This window comes from Gordonibacter massiliensis (ex Traore et al. 2017) (assembly GCF_019731765.1).
Lineage (GTDB): Bacteria > Actinomycetota > Coriobacteriia > Coriobacteriales > Eggerthellaceae > Gordonibacter > Gordonibacter massiliensis.
This window is the reverse complement of sequence record NZ_JAASIO010000002.1, coordinates 25,841-42,635: the sequence shown is the minus strand read 5'-3', so window position 1 is coordinate 42,635 and position 16,795 is coordinate 25,841. Positions and strand designations below refer to the sequence as shown.

Here is a 16,795-nt window from a genome sequence, read left to right as displayed (position 1 = left end):
GATATTCGCCTGTTGTCATCCTGAGCGAGCGCAGCGAGTCGAAGGATCCCGCGCGGCGATAGCTGAAAGTCTCCCAGCTATCGCCGCGCGGGATCCTTCGACTCCGGCGGCTTCGCCGCCTGCGCTCAGGATGACAGAAGGATAGGCCTCGTTCGGGTAGAGGGAGGCCTACGGTTTCCTAGCGCTTGTCGGCCAGGAAGAACAGGGCCATCGTTCCGGGGCCGGAGTGGGCGCCGATGACGGGGTCGACGTAGTTGATGACGACCTCTTTCACGCCGAAGCGCGACTTCACCTGCTCGGCCACGTACTCGGCCTCTTCGAGGCAGTCGCCGTGCGTGATGAACACCATCTGCTCGCCGATGGGCGCGATGGCCGATTTCTCCATGTGATCCACCAGCGCGTTCAGCGACTTCTTGCGCCCGCGCACCTTCTCCAGAGGCACGAGGTGCCCCTCGTCGTCCACGTGCATGACGGGCTTGATGTTGAGCATGGTGCCCGCCCAGGCGCTCGTCTTCGACACGCGCCCGCCGCGGAACAGGAACATGAGGTCGTCCACGGTGAACCAATGCGCCAGGTTGAGCTTGTTGTCCTCCACCCAGTCGCGCACCTCGTCGATGCCCGCGCCGGCGCGGGCGCGCTGCACGGCGTGCCACACGAGCAGTCCCTCGCCGCCGGACGCGGCCAGCGTGTCCACGGCGTACAGCTTGCGCTCGGGGAAATCTTTCGCCAAGTCGCGCATGAGCAGCTCGGTGGCCTCGTAGGTGCCCGACAGGCCGCTCGAGAAGCCCAGGTACAGGATGTCGCGCCCCTGCTCAAGCAAGCCGCGCATAAGCGCCTCGGACTCCGCAAGGTTCGGCAGCGACGTGGTGATGACCTTGCCGTCGCGCATCATGGTGTAGAACTGCGCCAGGTCGGTGTGCTCGCCTTTGAGGTAGCTTTGATACACGGTGTCCTCTCCGTCCACCATGAAGGTGAGGGGCAGGATGTGCAGGCCGAACTCGTCGATCATGTCCTCGATCAGGTTGCTGCTCGAGTCGGTGACGATCTCAAATTCCATGTCGTTCCTCCGATGTGCGGGGCCGCTGCGAACGGGCGCTGTGGTTACCTTCTAAAGTATACCTATGTTCTCCGCGATTTCTTGTGTCGCATTTCTGAAAAGTGGACGAGACGCGGTGAATATGCGTGCGGTGCGCGTGCATTCCGGGTGCGATCGCCTATACTATACAGGTTTGAATCTGAAACGCCTTGACACGCACGCACAGGATGAAAGGTACGGCACCCCGTGGCGAACAGTTACAAAGAGACGATGAACCTGCCGAAGACCGACTTCGCGATGCGGGCGAACCTGCCCGAGAGCGAGCCGAAGCGTCTGGCGAAATGGGAAGAAGAGCGCATCTACGAGCGCGTGATCGAAAAGAACAAGGACGGCAAGCCGTTCATCCTGCACGACGGCCCTCCGTACGCCAACGGCCCCATCCACATCGGCCACGCCTTCAACAAGATCCTCAAGGACTTCGTGAACAAGTCCCACGCGCAGCGCGGCTTCTTCACGCCCTACATCCCCGGTTGGGACTGCCACGGCCAGCCCATCGAGCACATGGTGGAGAAGACCCTCGGCCCCGACAAGATGGCGAAGATCGACCAGCCCACGCTGCGCCGCCTGTGCCGCGAATGGGCCGAGAAGTACGTGGGCGTGCAGCGCGAGGGCTTCAAGCGCCTGGGCGTGAACGCCGACTGGGAGCATCCGTACCTCACGTTCACCCCGAGCTACGAGGCGGGCAACGTCGAGGTGTTCAAGAAGATGTACCTGGACGGCTCGGTGTACCGCGGCCGCAAGCCCATCCACTGGTGCAAGCGCTGCCACACCGCGCTGGCCGAGGCGGAGATCGAGTACTCCGACGAGACGTCGCCGTCCATCTTCGTGAAGTTCAAGATGGACCTCATGCCCGGCGTGTTCGAGGCCGCCGGCGCGACCGGCGACGCCAACGTGCTCATCTGGACCACCACGCCCTGGACGCTGCCGGCCAACACGGCCGTGTCGCTGGCGCCCGACGCCGACTACGTGATGGTCGTGGCCGACGACTCCAACATGATCATGGCGCGCGAGCTGGTGGAGCAGGTGGCCGAGATCGCGGGCTGGGAATCCTACGACCTCGTGCGCGGCGAGGACGGCGAGCCCGTTGCGCTCAAGGGCCGCGAGTTCACCGGCCTCACCTACACGTGCCCTATCCGCCAGGACCTCAAGGGCACCATCATCTACGGCGACCACGTCACGCTGGACTCGGGCACGGGCGCGGTGCACACGGCTCCTGGCCACGGCCAGGACGACTACCTGGTGGCGCTGGAATTCGACGTGCCGCTGCTCATGCCGGTGGACGACAACGGCGTGCTCACCGATGAGGCGGGCCCCTTCGCGGGCCTCGACGTGGACGAGGCGAACCCGGTCATCATCGAATGGCTGCGCGAGCGCGGCACGCTCGTTGCCGAGAAGAAGATCCTGCACAGCTACCCGCACTGCTGGCGCTGCCACGAGCCGGTCATCTTCCGCGCCACCGACCAGTGGTTCGTGTCCATGGACAAGAACAGCCTGCGCGAGAACGCGCTCAAGGCCATCGAGAACGACGTGGAGTGGATCCCCGCGTGGGCGTCGAACCGCATCGGGTCCATGGTGGCCGACCGTCCCGACTGGTGCATCTCGCGCCAGCGTTCGTGGGGCGTGCCCATCCCCGTGTTCAAGTGCGCGAAGTGCGGCTCCACCGTGGCGAACGAGCAGACGTTCGATGCGGTGATCGACCTGTTCTACCGCGAGGGCGCCGACGCGTGGTTCACGCGCGAGCCGTCCGAGTACCTGCCGCGCGGCGTGAAGTGCGAGACGTGCGGCTGCACCGAGCTCGTGCCGGAGAAGGACATCCTCGACGTGTGGTGGGAGAGCGGCGTGTCGCACACCAGCGTGCTGAAGCACCGCGAGGCCGAGGGCCTGCGCTTCCCGGCCGACATGTACCTGGAAGGCTCCGACCAGCACCGCGGTTGGTTCCAGTCCTCCCTGCTCACCAGCATGGGCGCCTACGGCGTGCCGCCGTACAAGAGCGTCATGCACTGCGGCTTCACGGTGGACGGCGAGGGCCGCAAGATGTCGAAGTCGCTCGGCAACGGCGTTGACCCGGCCGACGTCATGGCGAAGAGCGGCGCCGACGTGCTGCGCCTGTGGGTGGCCAGCGTCGACTACTCGCAGGACGTGAGCATCTCCGACGAGATCCTGCAGCGCACCTCCGAGGCGTACCGCCGCATCCGCAACACGTTCCGCTACCTGCTGGGCAGCTTGGACGACTTCTCCAACGAGCGCGCCGTCACGGACTGGAACGCGCTCGAGCCGGTCGACCAGTGGGCCATGGTGCGTTTGCATCATCTGCTGTGCGACGTGGAGCGCGCGTACGACGAATACAAGTTCCACCTGGTCTACCGCGCGGTGTACGACTACATCGTGAACGACCTGTCGGCCGTGTACATGGACGCGACGAAAGACCGCCTGTACTCCGAGGCGCCCGACTCGCCGCGCCGCCGTGCCGTGCAGACCGTGCTCATGAACATCCTCGAGGTGCTCGTGCGCGTGCTAGCGCCGGTGCTCTCGTTCACGACCGACGAGGTGTGGGAACACTATCCCGAAGCCATTCGCTCAAGCTACGGGGGCATCTCGAACGTGCAGCTGGCCGGCTGGCCCGAGAGATCCGACTTCGCGCCCGCGCTGCCGGACGACGCCGTCGCCGAGCGCATCGCCGAGGACTTCGGCGTGGTGCTGGGCGTGCGCGAGATCGTGACGAAGGCTCTTGAGGACGCGCGTGGCGAGAAGGTCGTGAACAAGAGCCAGGAGGCGGCCGTCACCGTGACGGCGCCGAAGAGCGTGCTCGACGTGGTGGAGCGTTACGACGCAGCGGTGTTCGAGGAGCTGTTCATCGTGGCATCCGTGACGTTCGTCGAGGGCGACGAGCTGTCGGTGTCCGTGGTGAAGACCGAGGCCGAGAAGTGCCCGCGCTGCTGGAACTACCGCGAGCTCGGCGGCAACGCGAACCACCCGCACGTGTGCGAGCGCTGCGGCGACGCGCTCGACGCCATCGGCTTCGCGGAAAGCGAGTAGCATGCCCGGATATCCCGAGCGCGGCGAAACGGAGCCGACGGAGCCCGCTCCTTCGAAGCGGGACGACCAGCGCCAACCGAGCGCCGAGCGCTCGCGCAACACGCTCGTGTTCGGCGTGGTGGCGCTCGCTTGGCTCGCCTTCGACACGCTCACGAAGAGCTTCTTCAACGGCCACTCCTTAGGCGAGGTGATCGCGGGGCCGTTCCTCGGCCTCGTGCGGTTCCGCCTCGTGCACAACACGGGCGCGGCCTGGGGCATGTTCGGCGACTCGACGTTTCTGCTGGGCGTGCTGTCGATCGCGGTGTGCCTCGTGCTCGTGGCGTACCTGTTCTTCCTGTCGCCCCGCCCGAGCCTGGTGGAGGTGGTGGGCGTGGCGCTGGTGGTGGCGGGCGGCCTGGGCAACGCGTTCGACCGCTTCACGCTGGGCTACGTGGTCGACTTCATCGAGCCCGTGTTCATCGACTTCCCGGTGTTCAACGTGGCCGACATAGGCGTGACGTGCGGGTTCGTGTTGTTCGTGGCGGGTATGATCCTCGCGTACCGCCGCGCCGACCGGGAAGCGGCCGCGCTTGCCGAGACGTCCCGGGACGTCTCGGAGCCCGACGACGGGGAAGGGCCGCGAGAACGATGACGCGGTCGCTCTGCCACATCGTGGGCGCCGGCGACGCCGGGGCTCGCCTCGACGCGCTCATGGCTGAGCGCGGCCTCTATCCCAGCCGCAGCGCCGCCGCGCGCGCCATCGAAGAGGGTGCGGTGTTCGTGAACGGCGCCACCGTGCCCAAGAAGCACGCCGTGGCGGCCGGCGACACCGTGGTGTACGAGGCGCCCGAGGAGGCTCCCGTCCACGCGCTCGAGGGCGAGCCCATCGACTTGGACATCCGGTTCGAAGACGAGCACCTTATCGTGCTGTCGAAGCAGGTGGGCCTGGTGTGCCACCCCTCCGTCGACCATTACGACGGCACGCTGGTGAACGCGCTCGTGCACCATTGCGGGGCCGGGAACCTGTGCAACGTGCAGGGCGAGGACGATCGTTTGGGCATCGTGCACCGCCTCGACCGCGACACGAGCGGCCTCATGCTGGCCGCGAAGGACGACGAAACGGGTTACGCGCTCATGGAGGACATACGCGCCCGTGCCGTCGACCGCCGCTACCTGGCGCTCGTGCACGGCGTGATCGCCCACGATACCGGCATGGTAGACGCCCCCATCGCCCGTGCGGAGAAGGAGCGCACGCGCATGGCCGTGCGCGACACGCCTTCCGCGCGCGACGCCGTGACCACGTTCCGCGTGCTGGAGCGCTTCGAGCACGCCTCGCGCGACGACGGCTACACGCTCGTCGACTGCAAGCTGTTCACGGGGCGCACCCATCAGATACGCGTGCACCTGGAGTACGCGAAGCACCCGCTGGTCGGCGAGCCGGTCTACCGCTCGCGCGCGCCCAAGGACCCCGGCGCCGACCTCGGGCTGGACCGCCAGTTCCTGCACTCGTTCCGCCTGGACTTCACGCATCCCGCGACGGGGGAGGAGCTGTCGTTCGCCGACGGCCTCCCTGCCGACCTGCAGGCCGCCCTCGACGGCCTGGCGGATCGCAGCATGGGCCGCACCGAAGCCGGCGAAGAGGTGTTCGCTTTGCTGGCGGATGCCCCGCACCCAACATCGTAGGTCGTACTCTGTTCGGTCCGCCCGCCAAGTTGTCATCCTGAGCGGAGGCCGAAGGCCGGAGTCGAAGGATCCCGCGCGGCGCCAGCAGGCCGCCCCTACGAGGGCGCACCGTCACTTCTTCCCGTACACGCTCATGTTCTGCATGCGCGATTGCAGGAAGCTGTCGGGGAAGTGCTCGTCGAAGAACCGCTGCTCCCAGGTGGTCGCGGGGATGCCCACGGCGCGCTGGCCCTCGCGGTCGAGCGCCAGCACCGTCACCACCACGTCGATCGCCAAGAGGACGGTCATGACCGCCGTGACGGCGCGAACGAGCGCATTCTTGGCGTTCACGTGCGAGAACACTTGTTTCACGAAGGGCAGGATGACGCGCACCCACACCAGCCCCAGAAGGCCCCACATCATGCCGAACGCGAAGTTCGTGCGCCCGTTGATGGAGCCGAACGTGCCCGTGTAGTCCCAGGCGATGGCGCCCCAGAAGAACTCCATGCCCCAGCTGGTCACGTACTCCAGCGCCGAGCCCACCACCATGGCCACCAGGAATATCACCAGGTTGTGCGAATGGTAGAAGCGGTTCAAGAACAACGTCAGCGCCACGGCTCCCACGCCGTAGATGGGGGAGAAGGGGCCCCACACGAGCCCCGCCCGGCTCTCCAAGCCGCCGTAGACGATGGCGTGGAACGCGGTCTCCACCACGAGGCCGAACACGCTGCCTCCCAGAAACAGCCAGAACAAGGTGAAGAAATCGAGGCGCAGGTAGCCGGCGTTGTGGAACACCTGGGCTTTGACCTCCTGCTTCACCTCGCGAAGCAAGCCGTATCCCTCGGCGTCGCCCGGGCGCGCGGACGCCGCCCCGCTGGGGGCGGAAGAGTCGCCCTCCGCTTCGAGCGAACCCGGGTTTTTCGATTCTTTCTCCATTCGTCCGTTCCTCGAAGGGCCGATAGGGATAAACTATAGCAGATTTACCACGTATGACTGGAACCGTTTCGCTTCGGCGACCTGCCCGGAGCCGGGAAGGGGATCGATATCGTGCAAGCTGGGGACCGCACCGGAATCCTCCTGGTGAACACCGGCACGCCGGCCGAGCCGCGGCCGCGCGCCGTGCGGAAGTACCTCGCCCGGTTCCTCATGGATCCGCGCATCGCGCCCATGAACCGTCTGGGCTGGTGGTTCGTCCTTCACCTGTTCATCCTGCCCAAGCGCGGCCGGGCGTCGGCCGAGAAGTACGGCAAGATCTGGACGGAGGAGGGCTCGCCCTTCACGGTGGCCCACGACAAGCTCGCGCGCGGCTTGGACGCGCAGCTCGCCGACGAGGGCCGCGACGCCGTTGTGCGCTGCGCCATGAGCTACAGCGCCCCGTTCGTGGACGACGTCGTGCGCGAGCTCAAGGATGCGGGCTGCACGCGCCTGGTCGTGCTGCCGCTCTACCCGCAGAGCGCCCATTCCACCACAGGATCGGTGTCGAACAGCGTGGAGCGCGCGCTGAAGAAAGCGCGCTGGGACGCGCCGTGCGACTTCGTGGACAACTACCACGACGACCCCACCTACGTGCGCGCCATCGCCGCGTCCATCAAGCACGCCGGGTTCGACCCCGACGCGGACGACAAGGTGCTGTTCTCGTTCCATTCCATCCCGCTCGTCGACATCGAGGCGGGCGACACCTACGAGCTGCAGACGGGCGCGTCGAGCCTCCAGATAGCCGGCGAGCTGGGCATCGAGCGCAACCGCTGGACCATCGGCTACCAGTGCCGCTTCGACAAGGGTCGCGAGTGGCTCTCGCCGTTCACGCGCGACGTGCTGGCGCGCTGGGCCGAGGCCGACGTCGGCCGCGTGTTCTTCGTGTGCCCGAACTTCGCCGTGGACTGCCTCGAGACGCTCTACGACATCGAGCACGAGCTGAAGCCGTATTATTTCGACCAGGTCAGGAAGGCCGGCCGCGAGCCGCGCGAAGACGATTTCGCGTACGTGCCCTGCCTCGACAAGAGCCGTGCGCACGTGAAGGTGCTCGCCGACGTGCTGCGCCCCCATGTGGAAGGAGGCCGCTGATGGCCGGTGAGGAAAGCCGCGCGCCTGCGCCGCAGAAAACGGTGCTCGTGGGCGTGACGGGCTGCATCGCGGCGTACAAGAGCTGCGAGATCGTGCGCCTTCTGCAGAAGGCCGGCGTGCGGGTGAAGGTGGTCATGACCGAGCACGCCACCGAGTTCGTGGGCCCCACCACGTTTCGCGCCCTTACGCACGAGACGGTGGCCGTGGGCCTGTTCGACGATCCGTCCGACCCCATACACCACGTGTCGCTGGCGCAGGAGGCCGACGTGTTCCTCATCGCGCCGTGCACGGCCAACGTCATCGCGAAGATCGCGAACGGACTGGCCGACGACCTGCTCACCACGACGGCGCTGGCCTGCACCTCGCCGCTCGTCATCGCGCCCGCCATGAACGTGAACATGTACGAGAACGCGGCGACGCGCTACAACATCGGCAAGCTGCACATTCGCGGCGCGCGTATCGTCGAGGCCGGAGACGGCTACCTGGCCTGCGGCGACGTTGGTCGCGGGCGCTTGGCGGAGCCGGCCGACATCGTGGCCGCCGTGCTGGAGGAGCTGGGCGTGAGCCGCGACCTGGCCGGGCGTCGCGTGCTGGTCACGGCCGGGCCCACCGTGGAGCCCATCGATCCGGTGCGCTATATCTCGAACCACTCGTCGGGCAAGACCGGTTACGCCATCGCGCGGGCGGCGGCTCGGCGCGGGGCCGACGTCACGCTCGTGTCGGGCCCGACGGCGCTCGCGGCGCCCGAGGGCGTGCGCACGGTGCACGTGAAGACGGCGCGCGACATGCTGGCCGCCGCCGGGGATGCCTTCCCGGCGGCCGACGTGGCCGTGTTCTCCGCAGCCGTGGCCGACATGCGCCCGAAGGAGCCCGCCGTGCGCAAGCTGAAGAAGGGCGAGCCCGGCGCCGATCTGGGCACCATCGAGCTTGTGGAGAACCCCGACATCCTGGCCACGCTCGGGGCGGCCAAGCGCGACGGGCAGGTGGTGGTGGGCTTCGCCGCCGAGACGGAGAACGTCGTGGCCAACGCGCGGAAGAAGCTTGCGACGAAGCGCGCCGACCTCATCGTGGGCAATCTGGTGGGCGAGGGCCGCGCCTTCGGCACCGACGACAACGAGGTGTGGTTCGTCGCCGCCGACGACGTGGACGAGCTTCCCCTCATGTCGAAGGAGCGCCTGGCCGACGCGATCCTCGATCGAGCCGTGCAGTTCTTCGGGTAACGTAGGCGGCGAGCGTTCCCTTCTCTTTGAAGGGAACGCTCGCCGTTCAGGAAAAAACCCGTTTTCAGGTCCATTCCTGCTAAAAAATGGCGTTTGTGAACGAATATTTTCTTCTATTTATATATAAGTATATATATCATTATATAAAATGCCTGATGGCGTGACCGCGCTACTGTTTATTCTTGAATAGGACCATTCACAACCGCGATTTTTTAGCAAAAACAAGCGAACTCGAGGAGTTTTCCTATCTGGCTCGCCTCCGGGCTGCGCGTCTCGCAGGTTCGCGTCACGGGGCGGTTCGAGGCTTTCGTGGCTTTGCGGGGGAAGGATTTCGATGCACCTCCGACGATGAAAAAGGGCCGCGTGAGCGGCCCTTCGACGTGCTTAGGTGAGGATGGGGCTAGATGGTGTGAACCATCGTCGCCTGGCTCTTGCCGTTGTTGCCGACGGCGACGGTGAACTCGACATGCGCGTTCTCTTCAAGGGTCTTGAAGCCGTCGGTCTGGATCTCGCTGAAGTGGACGAACAGATCGTCGCCGCCCTCCTGGGAGATGAAGCCATAGCCTTTGTCAGCGTTGAACCATTTAACTGTACCAGTAGACATGCAAACCTAACTTTCTGCCCCGAAGGGCAACAACAGGCAGGGTAGGCGTTCGCCCAAAAACCTCTGCCGACAACGTGCGGCAACCGTGCCGCGTTCACCAGTGTACGCGCTTGCGCCCCTCATTCGGTCGCGGTTCGAATAAAAGACGCTTGCACACGCCATCCACATGTTTGGTTCGCGCTCGGTGTGCGCATTCCGGGATTCGAAGCGCGAGCGTCGCCTTCGATCAACCGTGCGCGCTATTGGCGAAGCTCGCCCGCCTTGCTTAGTGCGCGGTTGTGCGTTTGCGCAATTCTGTTTGGCGAAATCGAACAATAATCGAGGAAGATGGCAAATTCCATCTTGAAATACGCGACAACTAACGGTAATATGATCAAGCTGTCTTGCGAGGGAGCGTGTCAAGAACCTTCGCGAACGCACAACGGGTTGTGGCGCAGTTTGGTAGCGCACTTGACTGGGGGTCAAGGGGTCGCAGGTTCAAATCCTGTCAACCCGACCAGCAACATCGCAGGTCACAAGTGAAAAGCTTGTGACCTGTTTCTTTTTGAATATCGTTTCCCGGAAACCCCGCGCTGAGCCCTGGCTTCCTAAAATGGGATAGCTTCGTCATATGAGCAGGATGAAGCAGGTATTGAGAAGCGAGGGGAGGTCGCCAAAGTGCCGGTTGCTTCGTTGTCGCTCGCAACCTTTTGCGATATGTATTGTGCGCTCTCAAACGATTCGCCAGAGGTCACTTCTGCGTATAAGCTAAGCCATAAAGCGGGCCGTATTCCTCCTTCGGTATCTAAAACATTGTAGCCCCCAACAGCGATAGAGCCATCAATTCCGATTCCGGCGGCGGTGTAGTCGAGGCCACCCGGCGAACGTAGCCACCACCAAGAGCTTGGTTTTTCCTCGTCGATCGTAATGCGGTCATCATTGTTCAGAAAATAGAAACTCGCTTCTTCGATCGAAAGAAGGAAAATCCTGTCGCTTGTCGGTTCTCCTCCCGAAGTGCCGTACTCCGGATTATCAGGGTTTGCATTTCTGACAGACAAAGTTCGTTCTTTGACATTTTGAGGAAGTCGACCGAAGAATTCGATGTTGAGAAATTTCCTTAGAGAGCAGCCTGTCCACTTGGGGCTTTCGTACGCAGCGTTATGGAATTCTTTCGATCCGATGATATTCTGGGTGATATAGAGCGCTCTGCCCAACTCCTCATCTTTGAAAAGCTCGCGCCAAGAATAATGACATTGATCTGAAAGCCATGCCTCGCTTGCTATCAGATGGCCGCAAAAAGGGCAACAAGAAGCCCGATTGCTAATCTCCTTATCGCATTCGTGGCATTTAAACAAAGACATAGTTCTCCAATCGCTGCATTGCCTTATCGCAAACTGATCAACCAAAACATGTAGCTTCAAATTCCGTGTCGACGTTCGCGTCTAAATCGCGCATGATCCAATTAGGGAAGACGGAGCGGTTTTGCATACGCTTGGCTTGCGCAAACCTTGTTAGAAGATGGTTCGTATGCGATTTCGCCACCAAGAGAAAGGCAAAAGGCGGGTCGAACTCCAAGTCTATCGACCACGGGGGCTGTTCCGACATAGGGATAGAATAATTGAACCGGCGCATCTGTGGAACGGTCAGATATGGATCGGAGCCACCAAGAACTCGTTACCCCTCGATACTCTGCTGCCCAAAAACTCTTCTTGCGCCATTGATCGTCTTTTTCATCCAATTCAGATAAATCTAGATAGTTTAGATTTTCAACATATTCTTGTTCCGCTCGAATCGCGGAATCGTATTCCTCTTCCCACTCGTCAACGGCGGAACTGAGGTACTGCCTCGGATCTTCCTGCCAGATTTCCAAAGGAGATCTCGACTCTTCCTCCCAATCGTCGCATTTGGTCGATAGCGGGTCTTCCTCGTGGTGCTCATCTTCATTCAGCAAACTGCCGTCTTTGGAAAGTCTGGAAAAGTACCTCTCCGCCTCGCTTTCTGATAGCAGAAACACCTTGTCGACCACATCTTCATGCCATGGTGCGCCAAGCGGCTCGGCTTGCGTGGCCGCATTCCCTACCTTAACCAATCGTTGCCGAACCTCTTCAGGAAGACGCAGATAAAACTCGTTGTTGAGGTAATGCCTCAGTGAGGATGTGCTCCAATCGACTTTTGCATATTGCTGGTTGTACGCCCTTTCTTCAACGATATTCTTAGCTATGGCTAATGCTACGTTTAGATCACGGTCAATGGCTAAAACTCGCCACGGGTACCCGCATTGCTGTTCCAGCCACGATTCGATTTCTACTTTTGTCGAAGTGGCGTCGAGGCGTAGTTTCAGTCTCATGGGGTAGCCGCATAATGGGCACGTGACGGTTTTGTCGGATATTTTTTGTCTGCATTCTGGGCAATCAACCAGCATCGCGAATCCCCCTTTGTGTCGAAACAACAAGAATTTACATCTCCGAACATATAAATATTACCTTATCAGCGATCTGTTACTATACAAACATTAGTTTGTGCGATTTGTGGTTTCCGGTTCTCAAAACCAAGAGAGAAGAGCGACGATGATACTGAAAGAGCTACATGTAAAAACTTTCGCTGCTTCGAGAGTTTGGATATCGCATTAGATGCTCCGTCGATGCCCAGCAAAAGGATCCTATCGCGGTGCTCGCCACATTCAAAATAGAGCTTTTACCTGATGCGTTGACGCCCGCAAGCACCGAAAGCGAATTCCGCGTGCGCTAGACCGCTCCGCCTTGTAGTTCCGTCTTGTGAGGGAGGCGCAGCTTGCTTCCGCATTCGGCGTAGACGGCTCCGCCGATCACGAGGACGACGCCGGCCGCCTGCGCGCCGGAGAAGGGCTCGCCCAGCAGCAGGGCCGACAGCACCACGGCCGAAAGCGGTTCCAAGTAGCCGCACACCGACACCGTTTGCGCAGGCAGGCCGCCCATGGCGGAGAAGTACAGGAAGCAGCCGAGGCCGGTGTTCACCAAGCCCAGTACGAGAACAGGGGCCCAGTCCGTCGGCGAGAGCTGCACGGACAGCCCGCCGGTCGCGCCCATGAACACGGCCGCCACCACGAAGCTGAACACGAGCTGCACGGCCGAGCCCTCCAACCCCTCCACGTGCCGGGCCTTCTTCGTGAACACGACCATGACCGCGTACATGACGGCCGACATGCCCCCGCAGAACAGGCCCCAGCCCGACGCGCCCGCACCGAGCGCCTGGCCGTTCACCAGCAGCACGCCTGCGAGCACGAGGCCGAACCCGAGGAGCTTCGTTTTGGTAAGGCGCTCGCGGAACAGCCACGGCGACAGCGCGGCCACGATGATGGGCCCGCAGTAGTACACGAGCGAGGCGGCCCCCACGCCCACGTGACGGTAGGCCTCGAACAGGAAGAACCAGCTGGCTCCCAGGGCCGCGCCGGACACGGCGAGGCAGGCGAAGTCGCGCAGATGGCGATGGAACGTGATCCCGCGTCGCGAGCCGGCCAGCAGCGCAACCAGAAGCAGGCTGCCCAGAAGCGTGCGCAAAAGCACGATCTCGCAGCTGGCAAGGGCTATGCCGCTCGCCACGATGCCGTTGCTGCCGAACAGCAGCAACGCCCCCACGTACTTACCGTAATCCTTCGCCACCGCTGCCTCGCCCTCTCGCTTCGCTTACCGGCCGCGCGATAGTTTCTCATAGAAGCAATCAGCACAAAAGCGAATGTTTTTCATAGTTAGCATGATAAAATCGCATAGAAAGAAACAGGAAGGCGAGCGGTCGGGAGTCGTACGGGAACCAGGCTGCGAACAGGAGGGTTCGCGGTGCTCGAAAGCTCAGGCGGCACGAGCGCACGGACGGGTGGGAGAAGGTAGGTGGAGCCGTGGACGCGGCCATTCAGAAATACCGGGCGTTCGTCGCCACGGTGGAGTTGGGGAGCTTCACCAAGGCGGCGGAGGCGCTGTCGTACTCGCAGTCGGGCGTGAGCCGCATGGTGGCCGACTTGGAGCGGGAATGGAAGGTGGCGCTGCTGGAGCGCGGAAGGGGCGGCGTGCGCCTCACGTCCGAGGGCACGAGGCTTCTGCCCCTCGTCCGCCGCGTGTGCGACGAGCATGCACGGCTGCAGGCGCAGGTGGACGATCTGAACGGCCTGCAGTCGGGCCTCATCCGCATAGGGACGTTCTCCAGCGTGGCCACGCATTGGCTGCCGAACGTCATCAGCGCGTTCCAGAAGGATTACCCGAACATCGACTACGAGCTGCTGCTGGGGGACTACGCCGAGATCGAGGAATGGGTGCGCGAGGGGCGGGTGGACTGCGGCTTCCTGCGCCTGCCCGCTTGCGCCGACCTCGAGGTGCTTCCGCTCGACCGCGACGAGCTTTTGGCCGTGCTGCCCGAGGGGCACCGCCTCGTCTCGCGCGCGAGCGTGTCGGCCGCCGAGCTGTGCGAGGAGCCCTTCATGCTGCTGGAGAAGGGGGACAGCACCGCCGTGTCCGAGGTGTTCGAGCGCGACGGGCTGGTTCCGCGCGCCCATTTCACCACGTGGGACGACTACGCCATCATGGCCATGGTGGAGAGCGGCCTGGGCGTGAGCGTGCTGCCCGAGCTCATACTGCGCCGGGCGCCGTACCGCATCGTGGCCAAGCCGCTGGACGAGCCGGTCTTCCGCGCCATCGGGTTGGTCCTGCGCAGCCGCGAGGCGGCCTCGCTCGCCACCCAACGCTTCCTGGAGTACCTGGACTGCCGATGAGCCCGGTCGTCTTCGTTTTGTGCGCTTGCATCACGAAGGCGCAACGCCCAGGATACGGTTGCCGCCTGCGACCTTCGCGGGCACGGTGCTTCCCTATGCTGTGAAGGCACAGTCCCCTCGGAAAGGAGCATCAGCATGAGCATCATCGTGTGGATCGTCATCGGCGGGCTCGCCGGATGGGTGGCGGGCATGATCATGAAGTCGGAAGGCGGCTTGGTCAAGAACATCGTCACCGGCATCGTGGGAGCCCTCATCGGGGGCTTCATCATGAGCTTCTTCGGCGCGGAGGGGTTCACCGGGTTCAACCTGTGGTCGTTCGTGGTGGCGTTGATAGGGTCGGTGGTGCTCATCGCCCTCATCAACCTCGTCACGAGGAGAACCGCCTCGTAAGGGCGCTTGAAGCCGATCAGCCCGCCGCGAGGGCGGGCCGACTCGAAAGCGGGCCGGACCCCATCGGGGATCCGGCCCGCTTCGCGTAGGTGGGCGCTCTGAGCCCGGAACGCTTGGGAGGGCGTGCGCTCTTCGCTCGTCTCACGCAGCACTTCGCGTCACGGCAGGGGAAGCTCCGCGCCGCCGATCGTGATCGAGGCCACGTCGTCGAGGTTCAGGAACTCGTCGAACATGATGCTCTTGTTGCAGGCGGTGGAGTTCGCGCCCTCGCGCGTCCCTCCGGCGCCCCGCAGCGCGTCGATCTCAACCGTCGTGCCGTCCTTCATGTTCAGCGTGACGGAGGGGTCGAGGAAGCGGTCCATCTCGTTCTGGTTGTGGTCCGACATGCGACCGGACTGCTGATCCTCCCAGTTCAAAACCTCATGCACCGTGTACTCGAGCGTGAGGGCGATGGGCGACACGGTCGCGGAGTCGAGCGTCGCGTCCATGCCGCTCACCTCGATGGTCCTTCCGGCAGGCAGGTCGACGGAGGTGTCCTCATAGTCGACTGCGAACTTCATGTTCCACTCGCCCTCGGCGATGACGTGCGAAGCGCTGCCGTCGCCGTCGTACATCTTCAGATCGCTCAAGTTAACGCGCGCCGTATGTCCAATGATGCTGCCGCCCAAGACGGTGACGGACATTCGCTCCACGTATTGGATGGCGTTGTCGGATGGGTCCGCGTCGTAGAAGTGTCCATCACCCCCGCCGGTCATTACACCGTCTACGTTGATGCTGCTGCCGCCTTCGAACCCGAGGGGCAAGATGCCGCTCTCCAAAGGCTCGATGCCCTCGAACGCCGTTCCGTCGTCCTTGGCGATGCTGAACACGACGGCGTAGTTCGTCCTATCGCCGATGATGGCCTCGGCCGTCACGGTCACGCCGTTCGACGTGGCGCTCGCGCCGATGGGCCGCCCGATCTTGTCGACCACCTCGGTTTGGGCCGGCGGGCCGTTGAAAAGGTCGTCGAAGACGTTCGCCATGCTCATGAGGTTCCCGGTCGCGGACGCGACGCCGCCCACGCCCACCACCAGCACCACCGCCGCGGCGACCGCGGCCGCATAGCGCCAGCGGCGCTTCCCGCCGCGCACCGCGTAGACGTCCGGGCGCGGACGCGCCGTTTGCTCGTGCGCGGCCGCCAGGTTGGCCGCCATGCGCTTCTTCGCCTCGGGCGAGAACCGCAGATCGTTCATGGCCTCGTTATACTCCCTGCTCACAATAGGCTCCTTCCAGCATCGTGCGAAGCTTTCCGCGTCCGCGGCTCAAGTGGGCGCTCACGGCCGAGACGCTGCGACCCGTGAGGTCGGCGATCTCCTGAACGGAGTACCCTTCGTAGTAGTACAGGTAGATGGCCTCGCGGTACTTCTGCGGCAGCGCCATAACGGCGTCCGTCACGCCGGTGTCGGGTTCCTCGGGCGCCGCCGTGTCGGGCGCCTCGTCCAGCGCGACCGCGCGTTTCCTGAAACCGCTGCGCAGCGCGTCTTTGCAGGCGTTCGCCGTGGTGCGGACGATCCAGGCCTTCTCGTGCTCCGGCCCCTCGAAACGCGGCTTGGCGTTCATGAGCTTGAGCAGCACCGTCTGGCAGATGTCCTCCGCGTCGTGCGTGGACTTCAAGTAGGTGTAGCTCAGCCGCAGTATGAGGTCCGCATAGGTCTCGACCAGCCGCTCGGCCTCCGCCTCGCTTGGTTTTCTCGCTTCCATTCGCAACCGATCCTTCTCTTGCCCGGCCGTCGCCGGAGGGGTTTCGAGCAACGTCGCTTCACCTGCAATACGATTCGGGAAGGGGTTTCCTGACAGCATAGCGCGTTTTTTCTGGAAAGCTCATGCACGGCCGCCTCGTTTGTCGTCCTGAGCGGAGGCCGTAGGCCGGAGTCGAAGGATCCCGTGCGGCGACAGCCGAAGCGCTTTCGGTTGGCACCGCGCGGGATCCTTCGACTCCGGCGGCTCGCGCCGTCTCCGCTCAGGATGACAACCTGGCCGGTGCTCGG

General features: G+C 63.4%; 15 protein-coding genes and 1 tRNA gene. 8 read left to right on the top strand and 8 right to left on the bottom strand.

The window, feature by feature from the left end:
* Window positions 1–178: 178 nt before the first annotated feature.
* Window positions 179–1,057 (bottom strand): DegV family protein, encoded by an 879-nt coding sequence (locus HCH03_RS04050; RefSeq protein WP_185905373.1) that lies wholly within the window; start codon window positions 1,055–1,057, stop codon window positions 179–181.
* A gap of 225 nt (window positions 1,058–1,282) precedes the next feature.
* Here HCH03_RS04050 and ileS point away from each other — a divergent pair, with 225 nt between their 5' ends.
* From ileS to HCH03_RS04035, 3 genes are read left to right on the top strand one after another with little or no spacing between them, the layout of a single operon-like run.
* Entirely contained in the window at window positions 1,283–4,132 is a 2,850-nt protein-coding gene (ileS, locus tag HCH03_RS04045; RefSeq protein WP_221688481.1) for an isoleucine--tRNA ligase, read from the top strand.
* Window position 4,133: 1 nt separating this feature from the next.
* On the top strand, window positions 4,134–4,763 hold the full coding sequence (lspA, locus tag HCH03_RS04040) for a signal peptidase II (RefSeq protein WP_221688480.1): 630 nt from the start codon (window positions 4,134–4,136) through the stop codon (window positions 4,761–4,763).
* The gene (locus HCH03_RS04035) at window positions 4,760–5,794 is read left to right on the top strand and encodes an RluA family pseudouridine synthase (protein ID WP_080143005.1); all 1,035 of its coding nucleotides are present in this window, start codon (window positions 4,760–4,762) and stop codon (window positions 5,792–5,794) included. The genes lspA and HCH03_RS04035 overlap by 4 nt, the downstream gene beginning before the upstream one ends.
* A 111-nt stretch (window positions 5,795–5,905) precedes the next feature.
* Here HCH03_RS04035 and HCH03_RS04030 read toward each other — a convergent pair whose 3' ends face one another.
* On the bottom strand, window positions 5,906–6,709 hold the full coding sequence (locus HCH03_RS04030; RefSeq protein WP_221688479.1) for a putative ABC transporter permease: 804 nt from the start codon (window positions 6,707–6,709) through the stop codon (window positions 5,906–5,908).
* Window positions 6,710–6,820: 111 nt separating this feature from the next.
* Here HCH03_RS04030 and hemH point away from each other — a divergent pair, with 111 nt between their 5' ends.
* Both hemH and coaBC read left to right on the top strand, forming a co-directional pair.
* Window positions 6,821–7,837, top strand: coding sequence for a ferrochelatase (hemH, locus tag HCH03_RS04025; protein WP_368042415.1), 1,017 nt, complete (start codon window positions 6,821–6,823; stop codon window positions 7,835–7,837).
* Window positions 7,837–9,057: a bifunctional phosphopantothenoylcysteine decarboxylase/phosphopantothenate--cysteine ligase CoaBC gene (gene coaBC, locus HCH03_RS04020; protein WP_221688478.1), complete on the top strand. Its 1,221-nt coding sequence runs from the start codon at window positions 7,837–7,839 to the stop codon at window positions 9,055–9,057. Before hemH ends, coaBC begins: the two co-directional genes overlap by 1 nt.
* A 400-nt stretch (window positions 9,058–9,457) precedes the next feature.
* Here the strand turns inward: coaBC and HCH03_RS04015 are convergent, their stop codons facing one another.
* Window positions 9,458–9,661, bottom strand: coding sequence for a cold-shock protein (locus HCH03_RS04015; RefSeq protein ID WP_080143009.1), 204 nt, complete (start codon window positions 9,659–9,661; stop codon window positions 9,458–9,460).
* Window positions 9,662–10,083: 422 nt separating this feature from the next.
* On the opposite strand from HCH03_RS04015, the gene HCH03_RS04010 reads away from it, so the two are divergent.
* Window positions 10,084–10,160, top strand: a tRNA-Pro gene (locus HCH03_RS04010).
* A gap of 88 nt (window positions 10,161–10,248) precedes the next feature.
* On the opposite strand, the gene HCH03_RS04005 is transcribed toward HCH03_RS04010, so the two are convergent.
* The 3 genes from HCH03_RS04005 to HCH03_RS03995 all read right to left on the bottom strand — a co-directional run bounded on the left by HCH03_RS04005 (window position 10,249) and on the right by HCH03_RS03995 (window position 13,278).
* Window positions 10,249–10,854 (bottom strand): DUF6273 domain-containing protein, encoded by a 606-nt coding sequence (locus tag HCH03_RS04005; protein ID WP_221688477.1) that lies wholly within the window; start codon window positions 10,852–10,854, stop codon window positions 10,249–10,251.
* A 248-nt stretch (window positions 10,855–11,102) separates the two neighbouring features.
* Window positions 11,103–12,062 carry a DUF6273 domain-containing protein gene (locus HCH03_RS04000; RefSeq protein ID WP_221688476.1) on the bottom strand — a complete coding sequence of 320 codons (960 nt, stop codon included), beginning with the start codon at window positions 12,060–12,062 and terminating at the stop codon, window positions 11,103–11,105.
* Between the two features lie 322 nt (window positions 12,063–12,384).
* Window positions 12,385–13,278, bottom strand: a complete 894-nt coding sequence (locus HCH03_RS03995) for a DMT family transporter (RefSeq protein WP_221688475.1) — start codon at window positions 13,276–13,278, stop codon at window positions 12,385–12,387.
* 233 nt (window positions 13,279–13,511) lie between these two features.
* On the opposite strand from HCH03_RS03995, the gene HCH03_RS03990 reads away from it, so the two are divergent.
* Both HCH03_RS03990 and HCH03_RS03985 read left to right on the top strand, forming a co-directional pair.
* Window positions 13,512–14,378: a LysR family transcriptional regulator gene (locus tag HCH03_RS03990; protein WP_221688474.1), complete on the top strand. Its 867-nt coding sequence runs from the start codon at window positions 13,512–13,514 to the stop codon at window positions 14,376–14,378.
* Between the two features lie 135 nt (window positions 14,379–14,513).
* Window positions 14,514–14,768: a GlsB/YeaQ/YmgE family stress response membrane protein gene (locus HCH03_RS03985; RefSeq protein ID WP_080143013.1), complete on the top strand. Its 255-nt coding sequence runs from the start codon at window positions 14,514–14,516 to the stop codon at window positions 14,766–14,768.
* 158 nt (window positions 14,769–14,926) lie between these two features.
* Here the strand turns inward: HCH03_RS03985 and HCH03_RS03980 are convergent, their stop codons facing one another.
* Both HCH03_RS03980 and HCH03_RS03975 read right to left on the bottom strand, forming a co-directional pair.
* Window positions 14,927–16,024, bottom strand: a complete 1,098-nt coding sequence (locus HCH03_RS03980) for a DUF4179 domain-containing protein (protein ID WP_221688473.1) — start codon at window positions 16,022–16,024, stop codon at window positions 14,927–14,929.
* A complete protein-coding gene (locus HCH03_RS03975; protein WP_185905364.1) occupies window positions 16,008–16,508 on the bottom strand; it encodes an RNA polymerase sigma factor in 501 nt (166 codons plus the stop codon). Before HCH03_RS03975 ends, HCH03_RS03980 begins: the two co-directional genes overlap by 17 nt.
* Between the last annotated feature and the right edge of the window lie 287 nt (window positions 16,509–16,795).